Origin of the sequence: Nocardioides coralli (assembly GCF_019880385.1) — a bacterium.
In the GTDB taxonomy this organism is placed as follows: Bacteria; Actinomycetota; Actinomycetes; order Propionibacteriales; family Nocardioidaceae; genus Nocardioides; species Nocardioides coralli.
The window spans coordinates 2484959-2508830 of record NZ_CP082273.1; the positions used below are offsets into that span (position 1 = coordinate 2484959).

Genomic DNA, 23872 nt, shown 5'->3' on the forward strand with positions numbered 1-23872 from the left:
ACCTCGCGCAGGATGGCCACATGGCAGTCCGGGGTGGGGGACGGGGTGACGCGTCGCGCGGCCGTGCCCACACGGCCGCGCGGCCTCTCGTGAGCGGCCGCGTGGCGGCCGTGGCACTGCTCCTCGTCACCGGTTGGTGGTTCCTGGCTCCGCCCGCGCTGGGCGGGCAGACGTCGTACGTCGCCACCGGCACCTCGATGCCGGACTACCCCGCCGGTGGGCTGGTGCTGGTCCGGGAGCGTGCCGGCTACGCGGTCGGTGACGTCGTGGCGCACCGGGCCGCCGACGGGACGCCGGCGCTCGGGCGGGTCGTGGCGGCCGCGGATGACCGCTTCCTGGTGCGCGGCGACACCAGCGCCCTCGCGGCACCGACGCGCCCCTCGACGGAGGCGCTGCTCGGGACCCCGTGGCTCCACCTGCCGCACGCGGCGACCCTGGTCGCGGCACTGACGAGCCCGGTGGGCTTCGGCCTGTCGTTGCTGGCCCTCATGGCGGTGGTCCTGGGGCTCGGCACCGCCCGCCAGGTCGGACCGGTCAGGCGCCCGGTGACTCCGCTGCGGCCTTGAGCTGCGACAAGCCCTTCTCGAAGTCCTTGCCGACGGCGTTGTCGAAGTAGAGCTTGCCCATCAGCTGCATGACCGCGTTGCGCTCACCGCTGAGCGTCCAGGTGACGTCGGTCCCGGTGCCCGCCGGAGCGAGGTCGAAGCGGGTGACGTTCTCGGCCTTGAACGGCTTGGTGAACCGCAGGTCGATGACGACAGCGTCCGGCCGTGACTCCGTGATCTCCATCGAGCCCGCGCCGGCCTTCCGGTTGCCGCTCCACTCGTAGTGGGCGCCGACCCCACGGTCGGGGCCGCTGTAGCTGCGGCTCTGGTCGGGGTCGAGGTCCTCCCACGGCGACCACTGCTGCCAGGCGTGGAAGTCGTCGACGAGGGCGTGGACCCGCGCCGGGTCGGCATCGATCCGGGTGCTGCGCGAGAGCTCGAAAGTGGCCATGCCGGCACTCTAGCCACTCGCGGCGCCCACCTCCTCCCGCAGCGTGTCGGCGATGATCTGGCGGTCCGACGGGGCGGCGGTGCGCGCCGACAGCAGCGGGTCGTCGGCGGTCTTCTGCATGCCCCGCACGCGGTCCTCGAGCACGAAGCTCGTCCGGGTGAAGACCGGCGACCCCGGTGCGCTGACCTGGTTGACGCAGCGGTAGTCGACCGCCATCTCGGTGGGGGTGATCCGGGTGCTGACATAGCCCCGCAGGTTCGTCCAGAACCGGAGGTTCGGGTTCTGGGCCGCCCACGGGTGCTGGCCGTCCGCCTTGTCGTAGCCGTCGCCGCCCGAGGTGATCGAGCTCGTCACGAACTCCGAGGCGACGATGCCGGAGTCGGGCTCGGCCTGGTCGCGGTAGACCTCCGAGGCCCAGTGGGCGTGTACGTCGCCCGTGACGACGACGGGGTTGCGCACGCGGGTGGCGAGCATGCCCTCGACGAGCCGACGGCGAGAGGCACCGTACCCGTCCCACGCGTCCATGGAGACGCGGTCGACGTCGGGGTCGGCGCTGGCGTCGCGTCGGCCAAAGAACACCTGCTGCCCCAGGACGTCCCAGGTCGCCCGCGAGTCGCGGAATCCCTCGAGCAGCCACCGCTCCTGCTGCCACCCGGGGAGGCTCCGGCCGGGCGCGTCCGCGTCCGGGCAGTTCTGGTAGCCATCTCCGCACGCCTGGTCGTCGCGGTACTGGCGGGTGTCGAGCATGTGGAACGTCGCGAGCTGGCCCCACGCCACGCGCCGGTAGAGCTGCAGGTCGATCCCCCGCGGCACCGAGCGCCGGCGCAACGGCATGTTCTCGTAGTACGCCTGGTAGGCGTCGGCGCGCCGCTGACGGAACGTTGCCTGCTCGGCAGGCTTCTCCGAGATCTCGTCGGCGTAGTTGTTGTCGACCTCGTGGTCGTCCCACACCGCCAGCCACGGGGCCGCCTGGTGCGCGGCCTGCAGGTCGAGGTCGGTCTTGTACTGGGCGTACCGGCGGCGGTAGTCGGCCAGCGTCACCGTCTCCCCACCCAGGTGGGAGCGTTCGCCGTTGTTGGCGGGCCCCTCGTAGTGGTAGTCGCCCAGGTGCAGCACCAGGTCGGGGCGCTCGTCGGCGAGGTGCCGGTAGGCGGTGAAGTAGCCGTGCTGGTAGCTCGAGCAGGAAGCGAACGCCATGGTGAGCTGCTCGACCCTCGCGCCCGGCGCCGGGGCGGTGAGGGCGCGGCCCACCGGCGAGAGCCAGGTCCCCACGCGGAACCGGTAGTAGTACTCCCGCCCGGGTCGCAGGCCGTCGACCTCGACGTGCACGGCGTGGGCGAGCTCCGGCCGGGCTGCGGCTGAGCCGCGGCGCACCACATCGGCGAACGTCGGGTCGGAGGCGACCTGCCACTCGACCCGGTAGCGCGATGCCGGCATCCCGCCCAGGCCGTCGTCGACGAGCGGGTCGGGAGCCAGCCGGGCCCAGATCACGAACCCGTCGGGGGCGGGGTCGCCGCTGGCGACGCCGAGGGTGAACGGGTCGTGAGGCAGTGGGGGTGCCGCCGCCGACGGGCGGGCGTCGAGCGCGACTCCCGCGGGCACGAAGGCGGCCAGCAGGCCGCCGCGCAACAGGTTCCTCCGAGACGAATCCATACGCACAGCCCACCGGTCGCGGGCGACGACCGGATGACCGCCGGGCGAACGTCAGTCGGACAACTCCGCTGCGCGGACCACCAGCACGTCGGGGAGGTCGGCGGCGACCTGCCGCCAGGTGTCGCCCTCGTCGGGCGACCCCCACACGACGCCGTTGCGGCCGCCGAAGTAGAGGCCGGCCGGGTCGTGGTCGTCGGCGCACATCGCGTCGCGCATCACGGCGGCGTAGAAGCCGTCGGGGAGACTGCCCTCCCCCAGGGCCGACCACGAGCCTCCGGCGTCGGTGGTCCGCCACACCCGGGCCCGGGCGTCGACAGGCCACCGGGCACCGGCGTCGGCGATCGGGAAGGTGTAGGCGGTGTCGGCCCGGTGGGGGTGGGCCACCATGGCGAAGCCGAACTCGCTGGGCAGGCCGGGGGCGATGTCGAGCCAGCTCGCTCCCCCGTCGTCGGAGCGGTAGACCCCGCCGTGGTTCTGCAGGTAGAGCCGCTCGGGGTCGGCCGAGTCGCGGGCCACCTTGTGGACGCACTGGCCGAACTCGGGGTAGTGGCGGTCGCCGGGCATGAACTCCGCCTTCACCCCGGTGTTGGAGGCCGACCACGAGGCGCCACCGTCCCTGGTGCGGTAGACCCCGCCCGTCGAGATGGCGGCCAGCACCGAGTCGCCGTCGGTCGGGTGGGGCAGGATCGTGTGGAACGCCTGCCCGCCGAACCCCTCGTTCCACTCCGGGCGGTGCGGGTGGTCCCACAGGCCACGCACCAGCTCGAAGCTCTCGCCTCGGTCGGTCGAGCGGAAGATCGCGCCGGGCTCGGTGCCGGCCCACACGACGTCGGGCTCGACCCCGGGCACCAGCTGCCACACCCGGGCCACCGCGGCACCGGTGTCCTCGGGGAAACGCACGCCCTCGGGGCTCTCCTGCCAGGTCTCCCCCAGGTCGTCCGATCGGCGGACCTGGGGCCCGAACCAGCTCGAGGAGCACCCGGCCAGCAACCGGGTCATCCCGTCGCGGCGGTCGACCAGGACGGAGTAGACCTCCTCCATGGCGAAGTGCGGCCCCGAGAGGCTCCAGTCGACCCGGTCCGGCGAGGTGGCCAGCCAGAGTCCCTTGCGGGTCCCGATCATGAGCAGCGTGGTCATCGTGGCCTCCTACTGCTGGGTCCGCTTGCGGAAGACGCGGAGGGAGAGCGGCGCCAGGACCGCGGTCAAGGCCACGGTCCAGAACAGCGTCGCGAGCACCGGGTGCTGCAGCGGGAACGCGGCGTCGGCAGGCGCCGGCGGCGTGTTGCCCCAGAGCTCCCGGACCGCCTGCACCAGCGAGGAGATCGGGTTCCACTCGGCGATCGTGCGGAGCACCGTGCCCATCCGCTCCGTCGGCGCGAACGCGTTGGACAGGAACGTCAGCGGGAAGATCGTGGTGAACATCAGCCCCTGCACCGCCTCGACCGAGCGCATGGCCGAGCCGACCAGGATCCCGATCCAGATCATCGAGAAGCCCCACGCCAGCAGCAGCCCGTAGGCGGCCACCGCGTCGAGCACCGACCCACGGATCCGCCACCCGATGACGAGACCGGTCAGCGACATGACGAGGATCCCGATGCTGGAGTGGAGCAGGCTCGACATGCTCCGCCCGACGAGGACGGCCGCGGTGTGGATCGGGAGCGACCGCATCCGGTCGACGATCCCCTTGTCGATGTCGGCGGTCAGGCCCACCGCCACGATGAACGAGGCGAAGGCGATCGTCTGCCCCATGATTCCCGCCAGCAGCCACTCCCGGTAGCCGGCCGCCGAGTCGGTGGCGATCGCGCCGCCGAACACGAAGGCGAAGAGGAGCACGAACATCACCGGCTGGATGGTGACGTCCATCAGCATCTCGGGCATCCGGCGGATGTGGATCAGGTTGCGGCGGGTGATCGTGAGCGACTGGCGCAGCAGACCCGTCCGCCGGATCTCCGGCCGCTCGAGGGTGGGGTGCTGGGTGACCTGGGTGGTCGTCGTCATGCCGGGACCTCCTCGTCCGCGGAGCTCTCCTCGGCCCGGTGGCCGGTCAGGTGCAGGAACACGTCGTCGAGGCTCGGCCGCTGCAGGCCGAGGTCGTCGAGCTCGATCTCGCTCCCCTCGAAGAGCGACGCCACGCGGGTGACGTCGCGCAGGCCTTCGGCGGGTGCGGTGATGGTGCGGCTGCCCTCGTCGACGTGGAGCTCGGGCACGACCGGCCGCAGCATCTCGGTGGCAGCGGCCAGCTCCTCGGCCCGCGACACCGTGACCACCAACGCCGCTCGTCCCGAGGCGTCCTTGAGCTGCATCGGCGTGCCGTGGGCGATGACCTGGCCGTGGTCGATGACGACGATGTCGTCGGCCAGGTGGTCGGCCTCCTCGAGGTACTGCGTGGTCAGCAGCAGCGTCGTGCCGTCGCGGACCAGGCCCCGGAGCACCTCCCACAGCTCGACCCGACTGCGGGGGTCGAGGCCGGTCGTGGGTTCGTCGAGGAAGAGGACCGGCGGGGTGGCGATCAGGCTGACCGCGAGGTCGAGACGCCGCCGCATGCCGCCGGAGTAGGTCTTGATCGTCCGGTCGCCTGCGGCGGCCAGCGAGAACCGCTCCAGCAGCTCCTCGGTCACCCGTCGGATCGTCGCCCTGTCGAGGCCGTAGAGGCTGCCGACGAGCCACAGGTTCTCGCGACCCGTCAGCAGCTCGTCGACGGTCGCCGACTGACCGGTCAGGCCCATCGCCTGGCGGACGGCGTCGGGCTCGCGCGTCACGTCGTGGCCCGCCACCCGGGCGGTGCCGCTGGTCGGTCGGGTGAGCGTCGTCATCATCCGCACCGTGGTCGTCTTGCCCGCCCCGTTGGGGCCGAGCAGCCCCAGGACGGTGCCTCGTGGCACCTCGAAGCTGACGCCGTCGACGGCGACGGTCTCCCCGAAGTGCTTGACGAGCTCCACGGCTTCGATGGCCGGGTTGCCGGTCACGTCATGTCCTCCCCTTGTCGTCCTCACCTCGACGCTACGCCTCACCACCGACAGCGTCCTGCGGATTCCGGTGTGGCTCCGGTCGACCCGCGTGGGTCCCTGGCTGCCCACGCCCTACATTGACCCGGTGACGGCGCGATTCTCACCGGTCTGGCTGGTGCTCATCGGGATCGCCTCGGTCCAGCTCGGCGCCGCCGTCGCCAAGGACCTCTTCGGCGTCATTTCCCCGACCGGGATGGTGTGGCTGCGCCTGGTCACCAGCGCGGTGGTGCTGGCGGCGATTGCCCGGCCCCGCCTCCGCGGGCGCAACGCCGGCGACTGGTGGGTGGTCGTCGGCTTCGGCGTCGCTCTCGGGGTCATGAACTGGGCGATCTACCAGTCCTTCGCGCGGATCCCGCTGGGCATCGCCGTGACCATCGAGTTCGTCGGACCGCTGACCCTGGCCGTGCTCGGGTCCCGCCGCCCGCGGGACCTGCTGTGGGTGGCGCTGGCCGGGACCGGGGTGCTGCTGCTGGGTCTCCAGCCGGGCGACGTGACGCTCGCCGGCGTGCTGTTCGCGCTGCTCGCGGGTGCTGCATGGGCGGCGTACATCCTGCTGAGCGCGCGCACCGGCAGTCGCTGGGCAGGCCTGGACGGGCTGGCCGTCGCCAGCATCGTGGCGACCGTGCTGCTGACGCCCTGGGCGCTGGGCGGCTCGGGGAGCCAGCTGCTCGACGGCCGCGTGGTCCTGCTCGGCGTGCTCGTGGGCCTGCTCAGCTCGGTGATCCCCTACAGCTGCGAGCTGGTGGCGCTGCGGACCATCCGGCCGTCGGTCTTCTCGATCCTCATGAGCCTCGAACCGGCGGCGGCGGCGCTGGCCGCGATCCTGGTGCTGCAGGAGTTCCTGACCGTCCCGCAGTGGCTGGCCCTGGGGTGCGTGGTCGTGGCCTCGGTGGGCGCGACGCGCTCCGGGCGGGTCCTGGCCGAACCCGTGCCCGACTGAGGGAGAATCCGGTCATGTCCGCGCCGCAGATCAGCACCTCGGCCCCCACCGGTCTCGCCTTCGACGACGTCCTCTCCGACGACGGCACCCGGCTGCGGGTCTGGACCAACGACCCTGACGGCACCCTGGACGGGCCGACCGTGGTGCTCTGCAACGGACTGGGGACCAGCGCCTGGGCGTGGCCGGCGCTGCTCGACCCCGACTGCGGCGTCCGGGTCGTCAGCTGGAACCACCGCGGCACCGGTGGCTCCGAGCGCCCCGTCGACTCCCACCGCGTCGGTATCGAGGCGTTCGTCGAGGACGCGCTGTCGGTCATGGACCACTTCGGGATCGACCGCGCCGTTCTCCTGGGCTGGTCGATGGGCGTCAACACGATGTTCGAGCTGGCCGTCCGCCACCCCGAGCGCGTCAGCGGCCTCTTCGCGGTCGCCGGGGTCCCGGGCGACACCTTCGCCACGATGCTGGCGCCGCTGCGCGTGCCGCGGGTCATGGCGAAGGTGCTGGCGGCCAACGTCTCGCGCGCACTGGCTCTCGGCGGCCGGGCGGTCACCCCCGTCACCAGCCGGATCCCCGTCGGCCGGCGGGTGATCGGCCTCCTCAGCCACACCGGCTTCATGCTTCCTGTCGCCGACCCGGAGCTCGCCGCGCGGGCGGTCCGGGAGTTCCTCGCCACGCCCGTGGACTGGTACTTCCACCTCGCGCTCCACACCCACCAGCACCCACGGGTGAGCCTCAGCGCCGTCACGGTCCCCGCGTGCTTCGTCGCGGGCCGCTGGGACATCCTCACCGGTGCGCGCGACATGTACTCCGCCGCGGAGCGCCTGGCCGACTCGACGTACGTCGAGCTGCGCGGCTCGCACTTCATCCAGATGGAGCAGCCGGAGCAGGTGCACGCGCTGCTGCTGGAGTTCCTCGACCGGGTCGGCTGAACCAGTGCGCCTCCCCGTAGCCCTGCTGGTCCTGCTGGTGCTCGTCGGCGGGTGTGGCGCCGGCGCCGACGACGGGCCGAGGCCGGCCACGGTGACCGCCACGCCGGAGGACGAGCCGTCGGAGGAGGACACGGGCCCACCCCGGGTGGTCGCGGAAGCCGCGACCGGCCTGTCGGTGCCGTGGGGCCTCGACTTCCTGCCCGACGGCCGCGCCGTCGTGACCGAGCGCGACACCGCCCAGGTGCTGCTCGTGGACCCCGGGTCGGGATCGGTGGCGACCGCCGGGCGCGTGGCTTCGGCGGCGCCGCAGGGCGAGGCCGGCCTGCTCGGTGTGGCCGTGTCCCCCGGCTTCGACGACGACCGGCTGCTCTACCTCTACGTCAGCACCGCGGCGGACAACCGCATCGTGCGGGCCGAGCTCGGCGAGGACGACTCCCTCGGTGAGCCGGAGGTCGTGCTGGACGGCATCCCCAACGGGTTCATCCACGACGGCGGCCGGCTGGTCTTCTCGCCCGACGGCAACCTGTTCGCCTCCACCGGTGAGATCGGCGTCGGCGAGCTCGCGCAGGACCCCTCCTCGCTGGCCGGCAAGATCCTGCGCATCACCCCGGACGGCGAGCCGGCGCCCGGCAACCCCGACCCGGACTCCCCCGTGTGGTCGCTGGGTCACCGCAACGTGCAGGGTCTCGCCTTCGACGACGCCGGCAACCTCTGGGCGAGCGAGTTCGGCTCGTCGAGCTTCGACGAGCTCAACCTCGTCGAGGCCGGCGGCAACTACGGCTGGCCGCGGGCCGAGGGCCGCAGTGCCGAGGAGGCGTTCGTCAACCCGCGGATCGTGTGGTCCACCGACGAGGCGTCGCCGTCCGGCCTGGCGTACGCCGAGGGCCACCTGTGGCTCGCGGCGCTCCGCGGGACGCGGCTGTGGCGCATCGACGTGGAGGCGGGCCGGGCGAGCAACCCGCAGGACTTCTTCGTCGGCGACCACGGCAGGCTGCGGACCGTCGCCGTCGCCCCGGACGGCCGGCTGTGGGTGACCACCTCCAACCGCGACGGGCGTGGCGAGCCGGCGCCCGGAGACGACCGGATCCTGGTCGTCGAGCCGTGAGGTCACGCGCCGTGGCTGGCGCAGGTCCCCGCCCGGCGGGGGTGCTCAGCCCCCGGGAAGCGTGACCACCTGACCGACGAGGTAGCCCGCCAGAGCGAGCTCCACACAGGCGCCGAGCACGTCGCCGGTGACGCCGCCGACCCGCGCCCGGGCCCGGTGGAGCACGACGCCGGCGAGGGCTGCTGCCAGGACCACCCCCACCACCCCGTGCCCGCCGTCGACGAGGACCGCCGCGGCACCCACTACGGCGACCACACCGACCGCGGCAGTGCGCGGCACCGCCCCCGCCACGGCGCTGCCCAGGCCACCAGCCCGCGCCGCGGGGACGCCGCGCACGCACGCCGCGGCCAGCGACGCCCGGCTGACGACGACGGCCAGCCCGGCCGTCAGCGCCGCCCGCCCGCCGTACGCCGACACGACCCCGGCCAGCGCCGCGACCTGGACGAGCAGCACGAGCACCAGCGTGGCGGCGCCCACCGGCCCGACGTCGCCGGTGCGCATCACCGTGAGCCGCCGCTCACGGTCGCCGGGCACGCTCAGCCCGTCGGCGGTGTCCGCCAGCCCGTCGAGGTGCAGGCCCCCGGAGCCCAGCCCGAGCAGCGACACCGCAACGGCCGCGGTCAGCAGCGGGGGCGCCTGCAGGGCGTCGCCCAGCCAGACGGCGGCCCCGGTCACCACGGCCAGCGGCAGCACCGCGACCGGTGCCAGCACCATCGCCACGCCGGGGCGGGCGCCGTCCAGGCTCCGAGGCGGCGCCACCGGCAGCACGGTCAGCGTGCCGACCGCCAGCCGGAGCGCGTCGCCGGCCACGCTCACCGCGGCACCGGCACCGGGTCCGTGACGGCGTGCAGCGTCGCCATGTCCGACAGCAGCGTGGCGGCGACCCGGAGCAGGGGCAGTGCGGTCAGCGCACCGCTGGCCTCGCCCAGCCGCAGCTCGAGGTCGAGCAGCGGCTGCAGGCGCAGCGACTCCAGGGCCCGCCGGTGAGCGGGCTCGGTGGAGCGGTGACCCGCGCACCACCAGCCGACGGAGCCTGGTGACAGCCGCTCGGCCAGCAGGGCGCAGGCGCCCGAGACCACGCCGTCGAGCAGCACCGGGGTGCCCCGTTCCGCGGCCCGCACCAGCAGGGCCGTGGCTGCGGCAAGGTCGGCGCTGCCGATGGAGCGCAGCAGGGCCACCGGGTCGTCGCGGTGGGGTTCGGCGCGCCCGATGGCCGCCGCGACGACGTCGCGCTTGGCGCGCCAGGTCGCGTCGTCGACACCGGTGCCGCGCCCGACCACGAGGTCGGCGTCGAGGCCGAGCACCGCCCCCACGAGGGCGGCCGCGACCGTGGTGTTGCCGATCCCCATGTCACCCGGGACCAGCAGGTCCGCGCCGGCGTCGATCTCCTCGTCGGCCACCGTCCGGCCCACCCGCAGCGCGGCCTCGAGCTCGGTGCCGGTCAGCGCGTCCTCGCGGTGGATCGCCCCCGACCCGCGGTGCACCTTGTGCCGGCGTACCTCCTCGGGGGTGTCGGCCAGGTCGTCGTCGACCGCGACGTCCAGCACCCGCACCCGTGCCCCGTGGGCGCGCGCCAGGACGTTGACCGCAGCGCCGCCGCGCAGGAACTCGCGCACCATCGCAGCCGTCACCTGGCGGGGGTACGCCGAGACGGGCCCGTCGGCAGTGACGCCGTGGTCACCGGCGAGCACCACCACCGCCACGTCACGAGGGGGGTGCGGCGTCGCGGTGCCCTGCACCCCGGCCAGCCAGACCATGAGGCCCTCAAGTCGCCCCAGCGCGCCGCCCGGCTTGGCCAGCGCGTCCACGCGGTCACGCGCCTGTGCCCTGGCCACCTCGTCGATCCTCGCCGCGCTCACGCCCGTTCCCCTTCCAGTCGGTGCACCCGCCCGGCGACCACCAGGCGGACGTCGTCGGACAGGTCCGCGACCTGCAGGTTGAGCCGGCCCAGGGCGTCGCGGAAGAGCACACCCGACCGGGTGCCCGGCACCACGCCGGAGCCGACCTCGTTGCTCACCGCCACGACCGGGACGCCGCAGCCCCGCCACGCCCGGAGCAGTCGTGCGACCTCCTCCTCGAGGTCCGCCCGCCACTCCGCGTCGCCGTCGGCCGAGTCCCAGGCGCCGACCGCCTCCATGGTGGCGGCGAGCCACGTGGCCAGGCAGTCGACGAGCACCGGGACCGTCGCGGTCTCCAGCGCACCGGCGAGGTCACGCGTCTCCAGCGTCGTCCAGCCCTGGGGACGGGTACGCCGGTGCTCGGCGACCCGCTCGGCCCAGTCGCGGTCGCGGCCGTCGGGGACGGGCCCCGGCGCGACGTACAGGACGGCGTCGTGGTCGGCGAGCAGCCGTTGTGCGTGGCGCGACTTGCCGGAGCGGGCCCCACCCAGCACCAGGGTGCGGGGCGGCAGCCCGCGACGCCGCCGGCCGAGCACGCCGAGCAGGGAGCCGACGCCGGTCATCGCGGACCCCGCACCGGCAGCACCGCCGGCCCGGTCTCCCGGGACAGCACCTCGACCCGGGCGCCGTAGACCTCGGCGAGCCGGGCCGGCTCCAGCACCTCGCCGGGTGCGGCGTCGGCCACGACCCGGCCACGGTCGAGCAGCACGACCCGCCGGCCGTACTGACCGGCCAGGGTCAGGTCGTGCATCGCGGCGACGACGGTCAGCTCGTCCTGCAGCCGCATCGTGTCGACGAGGTCGAGGACCCCCTGCTGGTGGCCGATGTCGAGCGCACTGGTGGGTTCGTCGAGGAGCAGCACGTGCGGCTCCTGTGCCAGCGCCCGGGCCAGCACGACACGCTGCAGCTCCCCGCCGGAGAGGCCGGCGGCCGGGCGGTCGGCGAAGTCGACCAGGTCCAGGCGCCGCAGGGTGCGGGCCACGGCGTCACGGTCGGTCGCCGTCTCCGTCGCGAACCGGCCCAGGTGGGGCGTACGGCCGAGCGCGACCAGCTCCCGGACGCTGATCCCCTCGGGCACCACGGGCCGCTGCGGCATCAGCGCCACCACCCGCGCGACGCGACGGCGCGAGGCGTGGCCGGGGTCGATGCCGCCGATCCGGAGCCGGCCGGACGCGGGCAGCAGGCCCGCCACGGCCAGCAGCAGCGAGGTCTTGCCGGCGCCGTTGGGACCCACGACAGCGACCCAGTCACCCGGGTCGACCGCCAGGTCGACGTCGGTGACGACCCGGACGCCACCGCGGTCCACGGACACCCCCCGGCACTCGACGGCCGGCGCCGCGCCGCGCGTCACAGCGTGCCCCGGTGGCGTCGCAGGACCACGAGGAAGAAGGGTGCCCCGACGAGGGCGGTGACGACCCCGATCGGCACCTCGCTGGGCGCGAGCGCGGTCCGGGCGACCACGTCGGCGAGCACGAGGAACGCAGCCCCGAGCAACAGCGCCAGGGGCAGCAGGGTGTGGTGGGCAGCACCGAAGAGCAGCCGGACGGCGTGCGGCACCACGATGCCGACGAACCCGATCAGGCCGGACACGCTGACCACCGCGGCCGTGCCGAGGGTCGCCGTCACCACCAGCACCAGGCGGACCCGCGCAGGGTCGACCCCGAGACTGGCCGCCTCCACGTCACCCACCGCCATCACGTCGAGCACCCGCCGGTGGACCAGGATCACGGCGCAGGACACCACGACGTACGGCAGCGCGATGACGACGTCGGACCAGCCGTCGGTGCTGAGCCGCCCCAGCATCCACGAGTAGACCGACAGCAGCGAGTCGTCGTACTGCTGCTGGACGAAGTTCTGGATCGCGTTGAAGAACGCCCCGACCGCCACCCCGGCCAGCACGATGACCACGGCGCCACGACCGGCGCCGACGGTGCTGCCGAGGGCGTACGTCGCGGCGACCCCGAGCAGGCCGCCGACGAAGGCGAGCAGCGGGATGCCGACCGGGCCCACGCCGCCGCCGGCGACGATCCCGACGGTCGCCCCGAGACCGGCCCCGCTGGAGATGCCCAGCAGGTAGGGATCGGCCAGGGGGTTGCGGAAGACCCCCTGGTAGGCGGTGCCGGCCGCCGCGAGCATCGCGCCGACCAGCACCCCCAGCACGACACGGGGCAACCGGATCTCCCAGAAGATGGCCTGCTGGGTGAGGGTCATGCCGGAGTCGACCTCGACGCCGGGAACGGCGTCGACCAGCTCCAGCAGGACGCCTCGCACCCCGAGCCCGGCCGGTCCGACGAGGCACCCGACGAGGACCGCACCCAGGCAGACCACGGCGCCCAGGCCGACCTTGGTCCACCGCAGGTGCGGCCGCGCGGCCAGCCGCCGCAGGGCGCGTGCCCGCGCCGCCGCGGCCGCGCCGCCCCGCTCCCCCGTCAGGTCGAGTGCCACGGTGGGTCAGCCCCCCGAACCCTCGAGCTGCTCCTCACGCTCGACCAGGATGTCGCTCACCTGCTCGACGAAGTCGACCACGCGGGGTCCCCAGCGGCTGGCGACGTCCTCGTCCACGACGTGCACCTGCCCGTCCGACACGGCGCTCATCTGCCGCCAGCCCGGGCGCTTGGCGACGTCCTTGACCTTGACGCCGCAGCACTGGCTGTCGGCGAGGAAGACCAGGTCGGGGTCGGCCTCGACGATGAACTCGTCGTTCAGCTGCGGGTAGAGGTCGCCGGTCTTCGACGTGTCGGCGATGTTCTCCAGTCCGAACAGGCCGTATACCTCACCGATGAACGTCTCGCCGGACGCGGTGTAGTAGTCGGTGGACAGCTCGTGGAAGTACGTCGTCCCCGTGGCATCGGGCGCGGCCGCCAGGGCATCCTCGATGTCCTGCCTCAGCTCGCCGACGGCCTCCTCAGCCTCCTCGGCGTGCCCGGTGGCGGCGCCGATGCGCTCGAGCTGGGAGTAGGACTCCTCCAGGTCGGCGGCCGCCGGCAGCAGCAGGGTCGGCACCCGCGCCTTCTCGAGGTTGGCGACCAGGTCACCGGTGTCGTCGGCCGCGATCACCAGGTCGGGCTCGTACTCCAGGATCGCCTCGACGTTCGGCTCGTAGCCCGACAGCTTGGTCCTCGGCGCCTCGTCGGGGTAGTCGGACTGGTCGTCGACGGCGACGACCTGGTCACCCGCACCCACCTCGAACAGCATCTCGGTGGCCGTCGGGCTCAGCGAGATGATCGACACGGGCTCGGACTCGATCGTGACCTCGTCGCCGCCGCCCACCGGGCCCGAGAGGACCTCGACGGGGAACTCCGCGTCGGCGTTCTCGGTGCCCTCGGGGGCAGCGGCCTCGTCGACGGTGTCGACGCCACCGCAGCCGGCCACGAGCGCGACCACGAGCAGCAGGAGCACGGACAGGGGGGCGCGCGCTCGAGAGCGCACAGAGATGTTCGGGTGCACAGCATCCTCCGGTCTGCCGGAGGACGAAAGTCGTCGGGCCGCACGCGCCACGAGGGCCGTTGCCGCACGAACTATCCTTCGTCCGAGGCTAGTTGCGTGGCCACGGGCCAGGTGACCTGGCTCGTCCGGCCTCGCGGCCGGCTTCACAGTTGCGGGACAGCACCGGGATTGCACCGGACTTCACTGAGCGCCGTGGCACCCCCGCGTGGGGCGGAGGCAGGAGCACTCTAACCCAGCCCCACGTCCCCTCCCCGCCCGCCTAGGGTTCGTCCGGTGAGCGGAAGCCTGATGGTCCTCGGCACCACCTCGGACGCCGGCAAGACGGTCCTCACGACCGGGCTCTGCCGCGTGCTCGCCCGCCGCGGCGTACGCGTGGCCCCGTTCAAGGCGCAGAACATGTCCAACAACTCGATGGTCACCGCCGACGGGGCCGAGATCGGGCGGGCGCAGTGGGTCCAGGCCCTGGCGGCCGGGGTCGAGCCGGAGGCTGCCATGAACCCCGTCCTGCTCAAGCCGGGGAGCGACCGCCGCAGCCACGTCGTGGTCAACGGAGCACCGGCAGGCGACCTGCGAGCCGACGAGTTCGCGGGTCGCCGGGCGGACCTCGCCGGCGCGGCGTACGCCGCCTTCGACGACCTGCGTGGCCGCTTCGACGTCGTCGTGTGCGAGGGAGCGGGCAGCCCCGCCGAGATCAACCTGCGCGCCTGGGACTACGTCAACCTCGGGCTGGCCCGGCGCACAGGGACGCCCGCGCTCCTCGTCGGTGACATCGACCGCGGCGGCGTCTTCGCGGCGCTCCACGGGACGCTCGCCCTGCTCGAGGCCGCCGACCAGGCCCTCGTCGCGGGGCTCGTCGTCAACAAGTTCCGAGGCGACCCGGGGCTCCTCGTCCCGGCCCTCGGCGACATCCACGCGCTCACGGGCCGGCCGGTGCTCGGCGTACTGCCGTGGCTCGACGGGTTGTGGCTCGACTCCGAGGACTCGCTCGCCGTCGAGGAGCGGGCGGCCGCGACCGACCCGGCTCGGACCCGGCTCCGGGTGGCCGTCGTCCGCCTCCCCCGGATCAGCAACCTCACCGACGTCGACGCCCTCGCGCTGGAGCCGGAGCTGGAGGTCAGCTTCGTCGCGGACCCGCGGTCGGTGCGCTCGGCCGACGTGGTCGTCCTGCCGGGGACCCGGGCGACGATCGCCGACCTGGCCTGGCTGCGGGAGCGAGGCCTCGACGCCGCCGTCGTGGAACACGCCCGCCGGGGTCTACCTGTGCTCGGCATCTGCGGCGGCTACCAGATGCTGGGACGGACGATCGTCGACCCGGAGGGAGTGGAGGGGCCGGCGGGTGCCGCCGCCGACGGGCTGTCGCTCCTGGACGTGGTGACCACGTTCGGGGTCGACAAGGTCGTGGCGACGACCTCCGGCTCGGCATCGGGCGTGCCGGTGGCCGGCTACGAGATCCACTACGGGCGCGTGGCGGTCGCCGCCGGCGACCCCTTCCCCGGCGGCGTACGAACGGGCTCGGTGGCGGGCACGCTGTGGCACGGCTGCCTGGAGGGGGATGAGTTCCGCGGTGCCTGGCTGCGCGAGGCGGCGGCGCAGGTCGGGACGACCGTCGCGACGGGCAACGTGTCGTTCGCGGCCGCCCGTGATCGGCGGATCGACGCCATCGCCGACGCCGTGGAGGCCCACCTCGACGTCGACGCCGTGCTACGGCTGGTCGAGCACGGCCCGCCCGGAGACCTCTCACCCGTCCGCGGTGGGCTCGTCCCCTGAGTCGGTCCCCGGGGCCGCGCCGCTCACCTGGACTCGGCCGGGGTGTCGACGAACCACCCGCCCGGACCGAGCGGAGTACCGATCCTGGGCAGGTACTGGTCGAAGACGAGCTGGGCGACGAGAGCCTGGCGGCTGTTCACGCCGGTCTTCGCGTAGATGCTCTTGAGGTGGTCCTGCACCGTCCAGGCGCTGATGTGGAGGTCGCGTCCGATCGCACCGCGGGACTGGCCTGCCAGAACCTTCGCCAGCACCTCGGTCTCGCGGGCGGTCAGGCCGTGCACGGCCGCCATGAGGGCCACCACCTCCGGGGGGCGGGCGCGCTCGATCGTCACCGCCAGCCGATCGTCACCCAGCTCGCCGACCCGCAGGACCACCCACGTCCCGGAGTGCGTGCGGACCCGCACCGAGTCGGTGCCGTGGTGGCGATAGCGCAGTCCCGCGAGCGCGACCGGAGCCGCACCGCCCCAGCCGATGCGCTGCAGCACCCGGGCCGCTTCCGGGGTCAGGTCCTCGACCACGTTGTCGCGCAGCACGACGACTGCCGGACCCTCCTCGTCAGGTGCACCCCCTCCCCCCGGTGAGACCTCGGGCCATGAGTGGCGCAGCAGGGTCCGACGCATCCCCTCGCCGATCACGCCGAGGCTCGCGCCCAGGGTCCGGGCGGCCTCGTCGTCGAAGGGACGCCCAGGTGCCCGCGACAGCGTCGCCATCCCCCACGCACGACCGTCCCGGGCCCGGAACACCATGCGCACCTCGTCGCACAGACCGAAGGGAGCGAGCAGGTCCGTGTAGTGGTGGCTGTGCCTCCAGGCGCCCTCACCCACCTCCCGGCTGATCCGGACCGGCGTCCCGAGGCGGGACAGGGAGCTGAACGAGTTCGCGGGCGGGTCGGCGCCGTACTCCGAGGCAGCTGCCAGCATGACCGCCTCCGGACTGTCGAAGCCCACCGTGGTGAGAGCGGTGGGGAGCAGCGTTGCCGGATCGGTCGCGGCCAGGCACCCGCCGTCGAAGGGGACGACGGTGCGGATGGCGGCGAGCACGCGGGAGCGGAAGTCTCCGCAGTCCGCGGCAGCGGTGGTGGCCGAGAGGACCCGGGACCGGAGCAGGGCCGCCGACCTCGACAGGGTCATGGCCCAGTATCGCCCGCGGTCGGGGTCGGGTCATCCCCCACGCAGGGGGGATGGAGCCTGCCCCGCGACCGGCCCACGCTGGGACCTCGACAGGTCACGAGGGGGTCAGGATGCGGGACAAGACGTCACTGATGACCGACGAGGATCTCGAGCTCATGTACATCCTCCACGACGCATTCCGCCGGGACGTCGAGCGATTGGCCCGTGCCGCTGCTCGACCAGGCAGCGGCGACCCAGAGTCGCGCGCGGCACTGCGGCGGGGGTGGCGGGGATTCAGCCGCGAGCTGCACCTCCACCACCGGATCGAGGACACGTTCATCTGGCCGCTGATGCGCGGCAAGCTCGCCGCCCATCCGGACGACGTCGCGGTCCTCGACGACATGGAGTCCGAGCACGGGACGATCGACCCCGCGCTCGCCGCGGTCGAGGACGCGCTGTCTGACGAGGGAGACGATCGGACCGTGCTGGCGGACCGCGTCGACGACCTGGCGAGGCTCCTTCGGACCCACCTCGCCCACGAGGAACGCGACGCGCTGCCGCTCGTACGCCGGACCGTGACCGCCCACGAGTGGAGCGTGATGAACCGCGACTCCATGCGTGGCCTCGACTACCGCTGGATCACCGAGCTCGTCCCGTGGCTCGTCGAAGGACTGGACGAACCACGCCGCGACGTCGCCCTGCGTGCCATCCCCGCACCGATGCGTCTCCTCAACCGCTACCGCTGGCAGCCCCGCTACGACCGCCAGCGACGCTGGGACTGAGCCACCCGCCGACCCGTCACTTGAGCTGGTTCAGACCCTGCCGAGCCGTCACTCCTGCTGGTTCACACCCCGCCCAGCCGTCACTCCAGCTGCTTCAGACCCCGCCGAGCCGTCACTCCAGCTGGTTCAGACCCCGCCGAGCCGTCACTCCAGCTGGTTCAGACCTCGCCGAGCTGGCGGAGCGACTGTGGTGTCGCCATGCAGAGTGACGGCTCGGTCACCTTCAAACCAGCAGAAGTGACGGCTCGGCCATGCTTGAACCAGCTGGAGTGACGGCTCGGCGTCAGGTGAGTCGTTCGAGGATCAGCTCGCGGACCCGGCCCGCATCGGCCTGGCCACGCATCTCCTTCATGACCGCGCCGATGAGGGCGCCGGCAGCGGCCACCTTGCCGCCGCGGATCTTGTCGGCGACGTCGGGGTTGGCGGCGATCGCCTTGTCGACCGCGGCAGCCAGCGCCCCGTCGTCGGAGACGATCTCGAGGCCGCGGGCCTTCACGATCTGCTCCGGGGTGCCCTCGCCGGCCAGCAGCCCGTCGAAGACCTGGCGGGCGAGCTTGTCGTTGATCGTGCCGGCGTCGACGAGTGCCTGCACCTCGGCCACCTGGCCGGGGGTGACACCGACCTCGGACACCTCGACCCCTGCGTCGTTGGCCCGCCGGGCGAGCTCGCCGAGCCACCACTTCCGGGCCGCTTGCGGCGGCGTACCGGCGGCCACGGTCTCCTCGACCAACGACAGCGCGCCGGCTCCGACCGTGTCGCGCATCTCGAGGTCGGAGAACCCCCATGCGGCCTGCAGCCGGGCACGCCGCTTCGACGGCTCCTCGGGCAGGCCAGAACGCAGCTCCTCCACCCACTCACGCGTCGGCGCGACGGGCACCAGGTCGGGCTCCGGGAAGTAGCGGTAGTCCTCGGCGTCGGACTTCTCCCGGCCGCTCGTCGTGACGCCGGTGTCCTCGTGCCAGTGCCGGGTCTCCTGCGTGATCGAGCCGCCCGCGTCCAGGATGGCGGCCTGGCGCTGGATCTCGAACCGGGCCGCGCGCTCCACGGACCGGAACGAGTTGACGTTCTTGGTCTCCGTGCGCGTGCCGAGGCGACCGGAGTCGCGCGGCGAGAGGGAGAGGTTGACGTCGGCACGCAGCTGGCCCTGGTCCATCCGGGCCTCGGAGACGCCGAGGGCGACCATGAGGTCGCGCAGCTGCTGGACGTACGCCCGGGCCACGGCCGGCGCCTTCTCACGCGTCGCCACGATCGGCCGGGTCACGATCTCGATCAGCGGGATCCCGGCGCGGTTGTAGTCGACCAGCGAGTGGGTGGCGCCGTGGATCCGCCCGGTGGTGCCGACGTGGGTCGACTTCCCGGTGTCCTCCTCCATGTGGGCGCGCTCGATCTCGATCCGGTAGGTCTCGCCGTCGACGTCGACCTCGGTCCAGCCGTCGAACGCGATCGGCTCGTCGTACTGGGAGGTCTGGAAGTTCTTCGGCATGTCCGGGTAGAAGTAGTTCTTCCGGGCGAAGCGGCACCACTCCGCGATCTCGCAGTGGAGCGCGAGCCCGATCCGGATCGCCGACTCCACCGCTGTCCGGTTGACGACCGGCATCGCACCGGGGAGCCCCAGGCAGGTCGGGCACACCTGGGTGTTGGGGGCAGCACCGAACACCGTCGGGCAGCCGCAGAACATCTTCGATGCGGTGTTGAGCTCGACGTGGACCTCCAGCCCCATCACGGGGTCGTAGGTCGCGAGCGCGTCGTCGTAGGACACCAGGGTCTCGGTCATGATGCGGCTCCGCTCCGGGCGAGCAGGTCGAGGTCGGGGGCCTGGTCGAGCAGCGACCCGCCCCAGCGGTCGGTGAGCAGCCGCTCGAGCGCCGCACCGACGCGGTAGACGCGGTCGTCGGCCAGGGCCGGGGCCAGCACCTGCACCCCGGTCGGGAGACCGTCCTCGTCCGCGAGCCCACCCGGCACCGAGATGCCGGGGACGCCGGAGAGGTTGGCGGGGATCGTGGCGAGGTCGTTGAGGTACATCGCCAGCGGGTCGTCGAGCTTCTCCCCGAGCGGGAACGCCGTCGTGGGCGCCGTGGGCGACACGAGCACGTCGGCCTTCTCGAAGGCCGCCTCGAAGTCGCGCGACACCAGGGTCCGCACCTTCTGCGCCTGGCCGTAGTACGCGTCGTAGTAGCCGCTCGAGAGCGCATAGGTGCCGAGGATGATCCGACGCTTCACCTCGTCGCCGAACCCAGCGTCGCGGGTCGCGCGCATCACCTCCTCCGCGCTGGGGTCACCCTCGGGGACGACCCGGAGGCCGTAGCGCATGGCGTCGAACTTGGCGAGGTTGCTCGACGCCTCGGCCGGCAGGATCAGGTAGTAGGTGGCGAGCGCGTGGACGAAGTGCGGGCACGACACCTCCACCACCTCGGCGCCCGCGTCGACCATCAGGTCGACGGACTCGCGGAAGCGCGCCAGCACCCCGGACTGGTAGCCCTCGCCGCCCAGCTCGGTGACGACCCCGACGCGGACCCCGGTGAGGTCCCCGGTGCTGCCGCGCCGCACGGCGTCGACGAGCGCGGGCACCGGCTGGTCGATGCTGGTCGAGTCGAGCGGGTCGTGGCCGCCGATCACCTCGTGGAGCATCGCCGCGTCGAGCACGGTGCGCGTGACGGGTCCGGCCTGGTCGAGGGAGTTGGCGAGCGCGACCAGCCCGTAACGGGACACGCCGCCGTACGTCGGCTTCACGCCGACCGTCCCGGTGACCGCGCCGGGCTGGCGGATCGAGCCGCCGGTGTCGGTGCCGATCGCCAGCGGCGCCTCGAAGGCGGCCACCGCCGCGGCCGAGCCGCCGCCGGAGCCGCCCGGGATCCGGCTGAGGTCCCAGGGGTTGCGGGTGGGCCCGTACGCCGAGTGCTCGGTCGAGGAGCCCATCGCGAACTCGTCCATGTTGGTCTTGCCCAGCAGGGGCAGTCCTGCCTCACGCAGGCGCCGCACGACCGTGGCGTCGTAGGGCGGCACCCAGCCCTCGAGGATGCGTGAGCCGCACGTCGTCGGCATGCCGCGGGTCGCCATCACGTCCTTGACCGCGATGGGCACCCCGTCGAGCGGGGAGCGCAGGCCGCCGGCCTCGCGGCGCTGGTCGGAGTCCTCCGCGGCCGCCAGAGCGCCCTCGGCGTCGACGTGGAGGAACGCGTGGACCGCGCCGTCCACGGCCTCGATCCGGTCGAGCTGCGCACGGGTCAGCTCCACGCTCGTGACCTCGCCCTCGGCGAGCGCCGTCGCCTGCTCGGCGGCGGTGCTGCGGGTCCAGTCGGGGGCGCTCACTGCTCCTCCCCCAGGATGCGGGGGACGCTGAAGCGCTGCTCCTCGGCCTCGGGCGCGCCGCTCAACGCCTCCTCCGGGGTGAGTCCCGGGGTGACCACGTCGTCGCGGAAGACGTTGGTCAGCGGTACCGGGTGGGAGGTGGGGGGCACGTCGTCCCCGGCGACGCCCTGGATGGAGGCGATGGAGTCGAGGATGACGCCCAGCTGGGGTGCGAGGTGGTCGAGCTCGGCGTCGGAGAGGTCGATCCGGGCGAGGTCGGCGAGGTGGGCGACCTGCTCCCGGGTGAGCGACGCTCCGGGGGTGTCAGACATGGCCGCCATCCTAGGAGGCGGTGACCCGCCGCCCCCACGGGCCCGTCGCCCGCTGGGGTGAGCACGCCGGCTCCGCTACCGTGGCAGCATCGGGGCCACCCGGCCCCGCCCTCTCGCGGAACGCCCGCCCCCGCGCGTGCGGGTCCCCCGTCCCCGTCCAGGCCCCGGAGCTCGAGCCGGGTCCCTCCCCCACCCCCCACCCCAGGAGCCGTCATGACCGCCGTCAGGGAGCGCCAGGCGCGCCTGCTCGCCGACCCCCGGTCGGCCGAGCCGCGGGCCCGGCTCGCCCAGGCGATGACACGGTCGGACTTCCTGCTCCGGCTCTCGCGCACCACGGCCGCGCTGCAGAACCCGCACCGGGCCCTGGCGGGCCTCACCACTCTCCTGGTCGACGAGCTGGTCGACGTGGCGCTGGTGTCGGTGCACACGGGGTCCCACGAGACGGTGTGCACCGCGGTGCGGGACCAGCCGTCCGCCACCGCCACCCGGCTGCTCGCCGACGGCGGCCGCGCCTACCGCGAGGCCATCCGCACCGGCGTCGCCGAGGAGGTCGTCGTCCCCAGCGGGGGCCCCGGCCAGCTCCGGGTGCTCCGCGAGTGGCTGGGCGACGAGGACGTCGTGGCGGCCGTCGACACCCTCGGCGTCGAGCTGTTGACGATCCGGCCGCTGACGGCACGCGGCCACACCTTCGGGGTGCTCGTCCTCGCCCGGGGCTCGGGGCAGGGCTTCCACGGCTCCTGGACCTTCGTCGACGAGCTCACCGAGCGCGTCGCCAGCGGGCTCGACGCGGTGCTGCTGGTCGCCGAGACGCGGTACGTCGCCGGCGTGCTGCGGCGGGCGCTCGAGCCGCAGGAGATGCCACAGCTGCCCGGGCTCGACCTCGCCAGCTTCTACCGCGTGGCCCGTCAGTCCGAACGGGTCGGCGGGGACTTCGTCGACGTCCACGCCCACCAACCCGACGACACGGTGCTGGTGCTGGGCGACGTCGCCGGGAAGGGCGTGGAGGCCGCGGTGCACGCGCAGCGGATCCGCAACGCCGTCCACACCGCCAGTCACGTCGACCGCTCGCCGGGGAGCATCCTCGCGCTCGTCAACCGGGTGCTGCTCGCCGAGGCGGGCCCCGTGGACGAATCACTGGCGACAGCCGTGTGCGCCCGTGCCCGGCCCGTGGCCGAGGGCCTGCGGGTCGACCTAGCCAACGCCGGTCACGTGCCCCCGGTGGTGCTGCGCGCCGCCGGCTCCGTCGAGGTCACGGGCGACGCCGACCCGATGCTGGCGCTCGACCCCGACGCGAGCTACGACGACCGGACCGTGGTGCTGGGGCACGGCGACACGCTGCTCCTCTACACCGACGGGGTGACCGAGGCGCCGGGCACCACCGACCGCTTCGGCGAGGACCGACTCGTCGAGCAGCTGACCGGGCTCGGCGGCACCGTCGCCTCCGCGGTGGTGGAGTCGGTCGCGGTCGCCGTCTCGGAGCACCTCGCCGACCGGCACCACGACGACATGGCCATGCTCGCCATCCGCTACGTGGGTGGGGACCGGTGAGCACGGAGGTCGTACACCCCGACGAGGTGGAGTCCTACTGGGCGGCGGTGCGCGGCACCGACCTCGAGGGCGCGGCCGCGGTGGCCGAGGCCGTCTACCGGCGTACGTCGTCGGTGGAGGCGGTGCTCCAGGGCCTGGTCGTGGAGAGCCAGCAGCGGGTGGGGTCGCTGTGGGCGCACGGTGAGTGGACGGTCGCCGACGAGCACGCCGCCACCGCCATCAACGAGGTGGTCGCCCACCGGATCGGGCTCCACGTCCCCGGCCCCCAGACGGGGCCGTTGCTGCTGGTGTCGTGCGTGGAGCGGGAGTGGCACGCGCTTCCCGCGCTGGTCGTGACGCTGGTGATGCGGGCACGCGGCTGGCGTACCGAGCTGCTGGGTGCCAACACCTCGCGTGACGAGCTGGTGGACCGGATCCTCGACCAGGGTCCGCGCGCCGTCCTGCTGAGCGCGTCGCTGGCCTCCTCGCTCCCGCGGACACGGCGTCAGGTGGAGGCCGTGCGGGGCACCGGCACCCCGGTCGTCGTCGGCGGCCGGGCCTTCGACGCCGCGGGTCGGCGGGCCGAGCGGATCGGGGCGTCGGCGCACGCGACCGGTCCCGCCGAGGCCGCCGCCCGGCTCGACGCCCTGCCACACCACGTGCCACCGGCACCCCCGCTCCGCGACGCCGCTGCCCGTGAGGCCGCCGACCTCCAGGCCAGGACCGGCGACGTCGTACGCCGGGTGATGCTCGTCACCTTCGCCACCCTCGACCTGCCCCCCGAGGAGCACGCACCCGACCTGTGGTCCGGGGTGCTGGCGGGGTTCCTCCCCCACGTCGTCGACGGCGTGGTGGGTGCCCTGGTCACCGACGACCCGACGGTGGTGGCGGAGACCCGCAGCTGGCTGGTCGAGGTGCTCGGCGCCCGCCTGGCGGACCCCCGTGCGCTCGACGCGCTGTGGGGAGCCCTCGAGCACGAGCTGCGCGACTACCCCGAGGTCACGCGGCTGCTCGCCTCCGCCTGAGGCGTCCACGAGGGCTGGGTCACACGCGGGGCTGGCGAATCCTCGATCGCACCCGGCGCCACCTAT

At 73.6% G+C, this 23872-nt stretch carries 23 protein-coding genes and 1 riboswitch; of the genes, 8 read left to right on the forward strand and 15 right to left on the reverse strand.

What is annotated here, in order from left to right:
* Nucleotides 1-20 precede the first annotated feature (20 nt).
* Nucleotides 21-566, forward strand: a complete 546-nt coding sequence (locus tag K6T13_RS12145; RefSeq protein ID WP_222894827.1) for a hypothetical protein — start codon at nt 21-23, stop codon at nt 564-566.
* On the opposite strand, the gene K6T13_RS12150 is transcribed toward K6T13_RS12145, so the two are convergent.
* The 5 genes from K6T13_RS12150 to K6T13_RS12170 are packed head-to-tail and all read right to left on the reverse strand — an operon-like array spanning nt 535 to nt 5615.
* The gene (locus K6T13_RS12150) at nt 535-996 is read right to left on the reverse strand and encodes an SRPBCC family protein (protein WP_222894828.1); all 462 of its coding nucleotides are present in this window, start codon (nt 994-996) and stop codon (nt 535-537) included. The two genes, K6T13_RS12145 and K6T13_RS12150, sit on opposite strands and share 32 nt — an antisense overlap.
* Before the next feature lie 9 nt (nt 997-1005).
* Nucleotides 1006-2649 carry an alkaline phosphatase D family protein gene (locus K6T13_RS12155; RefSeq protein ID WP_222894829.1) on the reverse strand — a complete coding sequence of 548 codons (1644 nt, stop codon included), beginning with the start codon at nt 2647-2649 and terminating at the stop codon, nt 1006-1008.
* Between the two features lie 51 nt (nt 2650-2700).
* Nucleotides 2701-3786, reverse strand: coding sequence for a WD40/YVTN/BNR-like repeat-containing protein (locus K6T13_RS12160; protein ID WP_222894830.1), 1086 nt, complete (start codon nt 3784-3786; stop codon nt 2701-2703).
* 9 nt (nt 3787-3795) lie between these two features.
* Nucleotides 3796-4647, reverse strand: a complete 852-nt coding sequence (locus K6T13_RS12165) for an ABC transporter permease (RefSeq protein ID WP_222894831.1) — start codon at nt 4645-4647, stop codon at nt 3796-3798.
* On the reverse strand, nt 4644-5615 hold the full coding sequence (locus K6T13_RS12170; protein WP_222894832.1) for an ATP-binding cassette domain-containing protein: 972 nt from the start codon (nt 5613-5615) through the stop codon (nt 4644-4646). Before K6T13_RS12170 ends, K6T13_RS12165 begins: the two co-directional genes overlap by 4 nt.
* Nucleotides 5616-5742: 127 nt before the next feature.
* Here K6T13_RS12170 and K6T13_RS12175 point away from each other — a divergent pair, with 127 nt between their 5' ends.
* From K6T13_RS12175 to K6T13_RS12185, 3 genes are read left to right on the forward strand one after another with little or no spacing between them, the layout of a single operon-like run.
* The gene (locus K6T13_RS12175) at nt 5743-6597 is read left to right on the forward strand and encodes an EamA family transporter (RefSeq protein ID WP_249423765.1); all 855 of its coding nucleotides are present in this window, start codon (nt 5743-5745) and stop codon (nt 6595-6597) included.
* Between the two features lie 14 nt (nt 6598-6611).
* Nucleotides 6612-7526, forward strand: a complete 915-nt coding sequence (locus tag K6T13_RS12180) for an alpha/beta fold hydrolase (protein ID WP_222894834.1) — start codon at nt 6612-6614, stop codon at nt 7524-7526.
* 4 nt (nt 7527-7530) lie between these two features.
* Nucleotides 7531-8631, forward strand: a complete 1101-nt coding sequence (locus K6T13_RS12185; RefSeq protein WP_222894835.1) for a PQQ-dependent sugar dehydrogenase — start codon at nt 7531-7533, stop codon at nt 8629-8631.
* Nucleotides 8632-8676: 45 nt separating this feature from the next.
* On the opposite strand, the gene K6T13_RS12190 is transcribed toward K6T13_RS12185, so the two are convergent.
* The 6 genes from K6T13_RS12190 to K6T13_RS12215 are packed head-to-tail and all read right to left on the reverse strand — an operon-like array spanning nt 8677 to nt 13928.
* Nucleotides 8677-9447, reverse strand: a complete 771-nt coding sequence (locus tag K6T13_RS12190; RefSeq protein WP_249423766.1) for an adenosylcobinamide-GDP ribazoletransferase — start codon at nt 9445-9447, stop codon at nt 8677-8679.
* The gene (cobT, locus tag K6T13_RS12195) at nt 9444-10490 is read right to left on the reverse strand and encodes a nicotinate-nucleotide--dimethylbenzimidazole phosphoribosyltransferase (RefSeq protein ID WP_222894836.1); all 1047 of its coding nucleotides are present in this window, start codon (nt 10488-10490) and stop codon (nt 9444-9446) included. The genes K6T13_RS12190 and cobT overlap by 4 nt, the downstream gene beginning before the upstream one ends.
* Nucleotides 10487-11092, reverse strand: a complete 606-nt coding sequence (locus K6T13_RS12200) for a bifunctional adenosylcobinamide kinase/adenosylcobinamide-phosphate guanylyltransferase (protein WP_222894837.1) — start codon at nt 11090-11092, stop codon at nt 10487-10489. Before K6T13_RS12200 ends, cobT begins: the two co-directional genes overlap by 4 nt.
* The gene (locus K6T13_RS12205) at nt 11089-11835 is read right to left on the reverse strand and encodes an ABC transporter ATP-binding protein (RefSeq protein ID WP_222894838.1); all 747 of its coding nucleotides are present in this window, start codon (nt 11833-11835) and stop codon (nt 11089-11091) included. The genes K6T13_RS12200 and K6T13_RS12205 overlap by 4 nt, the downstream gene beginning before the upstream one ends.
* A 41-nt stretch (nt 11836-11876) precedes the next feature.
* Nucleotides 11877-12974: a FecCD family ABC transporter permease gene (locus K6T13_RS12210; protein WP_222894839.1), complete on the reverse strand. Its 1098-nt coding sequence runs from the start codon at nt 12972-12974 to the stop codon at nt 11877-11879.
* A gap of 6 nt (nt 12975-12980) precedes the next feature.
* Nucleotides 12981-13928: a helical backbone metal receptor gene (locus tag K6T13_RS12215; protein WP_222894840.1), complete on the reverse strand. Its 948-nt coding sequence runs from the start codon at nt 13926-13928 to the stop codon at nt 12981-12983.
* Nucleotides 13929-14065: 137 nt separating this feature from the next.
* Nucleotides 14066-14212: riboswitch (cobalamin riboswitch) on the reverse strand.
* 52 nt (nt 14213-14264) lie between these two features.
* On the opposite strand from K6T13_RS12215, the gene K6T13_RS12220 reads away from it, so the two are divergent.
* Entirely contained in the window at nt 14265-15743 is a 1479-nt protein-coding gene (locus K6T13_RS12220; RefSeq protein ID WP_222898279.1) for a cobyric acid synthase, read from the forward strand.
* A gap of 23 nt (nt 15744-15766) precedes the next feature.
* On the opposite strand, the gene K6T13_RS12225 is transcribed toward K6T13_RS12220, so the two are convergent.
* Nucleotides 15767-16873 carry a helix-turn-helix transcriptional regulator gene (locus K6T13_RS12225; protein WP_222894841.1) on the reverse strand — a complete coding sequence of 369 codons (1107 nt, stop codon included), beginning with the start codon at nt 16871-16873 and terminating at the stop codon, nt 15767-15769.
* A 110-nt stretch (nt 16874-16983) separates the two neighbouring features.
* On the opposite strand from K6T13_RS12225, the gene K6T13_RS12230 reads away from it, so the two are divergent.
* Complete coding sequence (locus K6T13_RS12230; protein ID WP_222894842.1) at nt 16984-17634, forward strand: hemerythrin domain-containing protein; 651 nt, start codon at nt 16984-16986, stop codon at nt 17632-17634.
* 283 nt (nt 17635-17917) lie between these two features.
* Here the strand turns inward: K6T13_RS12230 and gatB are convergent, their stop codons facing one another.
* From gatB to gatC, 3 genes are read right to left on the reverse strand one after another with little or no spacing between them, the layout of a single operon-like run.
* Nucleotides 17918-19408, reverse strand: coding sequence for an Asp-tRNA(Asn)/Glu-tRNA(Gln) amidotransferase subunit GatB (gene gatB / locus K6T13_RS12235; RefSeq protein ID WP_222894843.1), 1491 nt, complete (start codon nt 19406-19408; stop codon nt 17918-17920).
* Complete coding sequence (gatA, locus tag K6T13_RS12240) at nt 19405-20943, reverse strand: Asp-tRNA(Asn)/Glu-tRNA(Gln) amidotransferase subunit GatA (protein ID WP_222894844.1); 1539 nt, start codon at nt 20941-20943, stop codon at nt 19405-19407. The genes gatB and gatA overlap by 4 nt, the downstream gene beginning before the upstream one ends.
* Complete coding sequence (gene gatC, locus K6T13_RS12245) at nt 20940-21254, reverse strand: Asp-tRNA(Asn)/Glu-tRNA(Gln) amidotransferase subunit GatC (protein WP_222894845.1); 315 nt, start codon at nt 21252-21254, stop codon at nt 20940-20942. The genes gatA and gatC overlap by 4 nt, the downstream gene beginning before the upstream one ends.
* Nucleotides 21255-21467: 213 nt before the next feature.
* Here gatC and K6T13_RS12250 point away from each other — a divergent pair, with 213 nt between their 5' ends.
* Nucleotides 21468-22802 carry a PP2C family protein-serine/threonine phosphatase gene (locus tag K6T13_RS12250; protein ID WP_222894846.1) on the forward strand — a complete coding sequence of 445 codons (1335 nt, stop codon included), beginning with the start codon at nt 21468-21470 and terminating at the stop codon, nt 22800-22802.
* On the forward strand, nt 22799-23806 hold the full coding sequence (locus tag K6T13_RS12255; protein WP_222894847.1) for a cobalamin B12-binding domain-containing protein: 1008 nt from the start codon (nt 22799-22801) through the stop codon (nt 23804-23806). The genes K6T13_RS12250 and K6T13_RS12255 overlap by 4 nt, the downstream gene beginning before the upstream one ends.
* Nucleotides 23807-23872 lie beyond the last annotated feature (66 nt).

Excerpts from the sequence above, each read along its gene's own strand:
- K6T13_RS12180 (WP_222894834.1), top strand. The coding sequence starts at position 6,612 with ATGTCCGCGCCGCAGATCAGCACCTCGGCCCCCACCGGTCTCGCCTTC.
- gatB (WP_222894843.1), bottom strand. The coding sequence starts at position 19,408 with ATGACCGAGACCCTGGTGTCCTACGACGACGCGCTCGCGACCTACGAC.
- K6T13_RS12250 (WP_222894846.1), top strand. The coding sequence starts at position 21,468 with ATGACCGCCGTCAGGGAGCGCCAGGCGCGCCTGCTCGCCGACCCCCGG.
- K6T13_RS12225 (WP_222894841.1), bottom strand. The coding sequence starts at position 16,873 with ATGACCCTGTCGAGGTCGGCGGCCCTGCTCCGGTCCCGGGTCCTCTCG.
- K6T13_RS12145 (WP_222894827.1), top strand. The coding sequence starts at position 21 with ATGGCAGTCCGGGGTGGGGGACGGGGTGACGCGTCGCGCGGCCGTGCC.
- gatC (WP_222894845.1), bottom strand. The coding sequence starts at position 21,254 with ATGTCTGACACCCCCGGAGCGTCGCTCACCCGGGAGCAGGTCGCCCAC.
- K6T13_RS12155 (WP_222894829.1), bottom strand. The coding sequence starts at position 2,649 with ATGGATTCGTCTCGGAGGAACCTGTTGCGCGGCGGCCTGCTGGCCGCC.
- K6T13_RS12200 (WP_222894837.1), bottom strand. The coding sequence starts at position 11,092 with ATGACCGGCGTCGGCTCCCTGCTCGGCGTGCTCGGCCGGCGGCGTCGC.
- K6T13_RS12165 (WP_222894831.1), bottom strand. The coding sequence starts at position 4,647 with ATGACGACGACCACCCAGGTCACCCAGCACCCCACCCTCGAGCGGCCG.
- K6T13_RS12160 (WP_222894830.1), bottom strand. The coding sequence starts at position 3,786 with ATGACCACGCTGCTCATGATCGGGACCCGCAAGGGACTCTGGCTGGCC.
- K6T13_RS12150 (WP_222894828.1), bottom strand. The coding sequence starts at position 996 with ATGGCCACTTTCGAGCTCTCGCGCAGCACCCGGATCGATGCCGACCCG.
- K6T13_RS12230 (WP_222894842.1), top strand. The coding sequence starts at position 16,984 with ATGCGGGACAAGACGTCACTGATGACCGACGAGGATCTCGAGCTCATG.
- K6T13_RS12220 (WP_222898279.1), top strand. The coding sequence starts at position 14,265 with ATGGTCCTCGGCACCACCTCGGACGCCGGCAAGACGGTCCTCACGACC.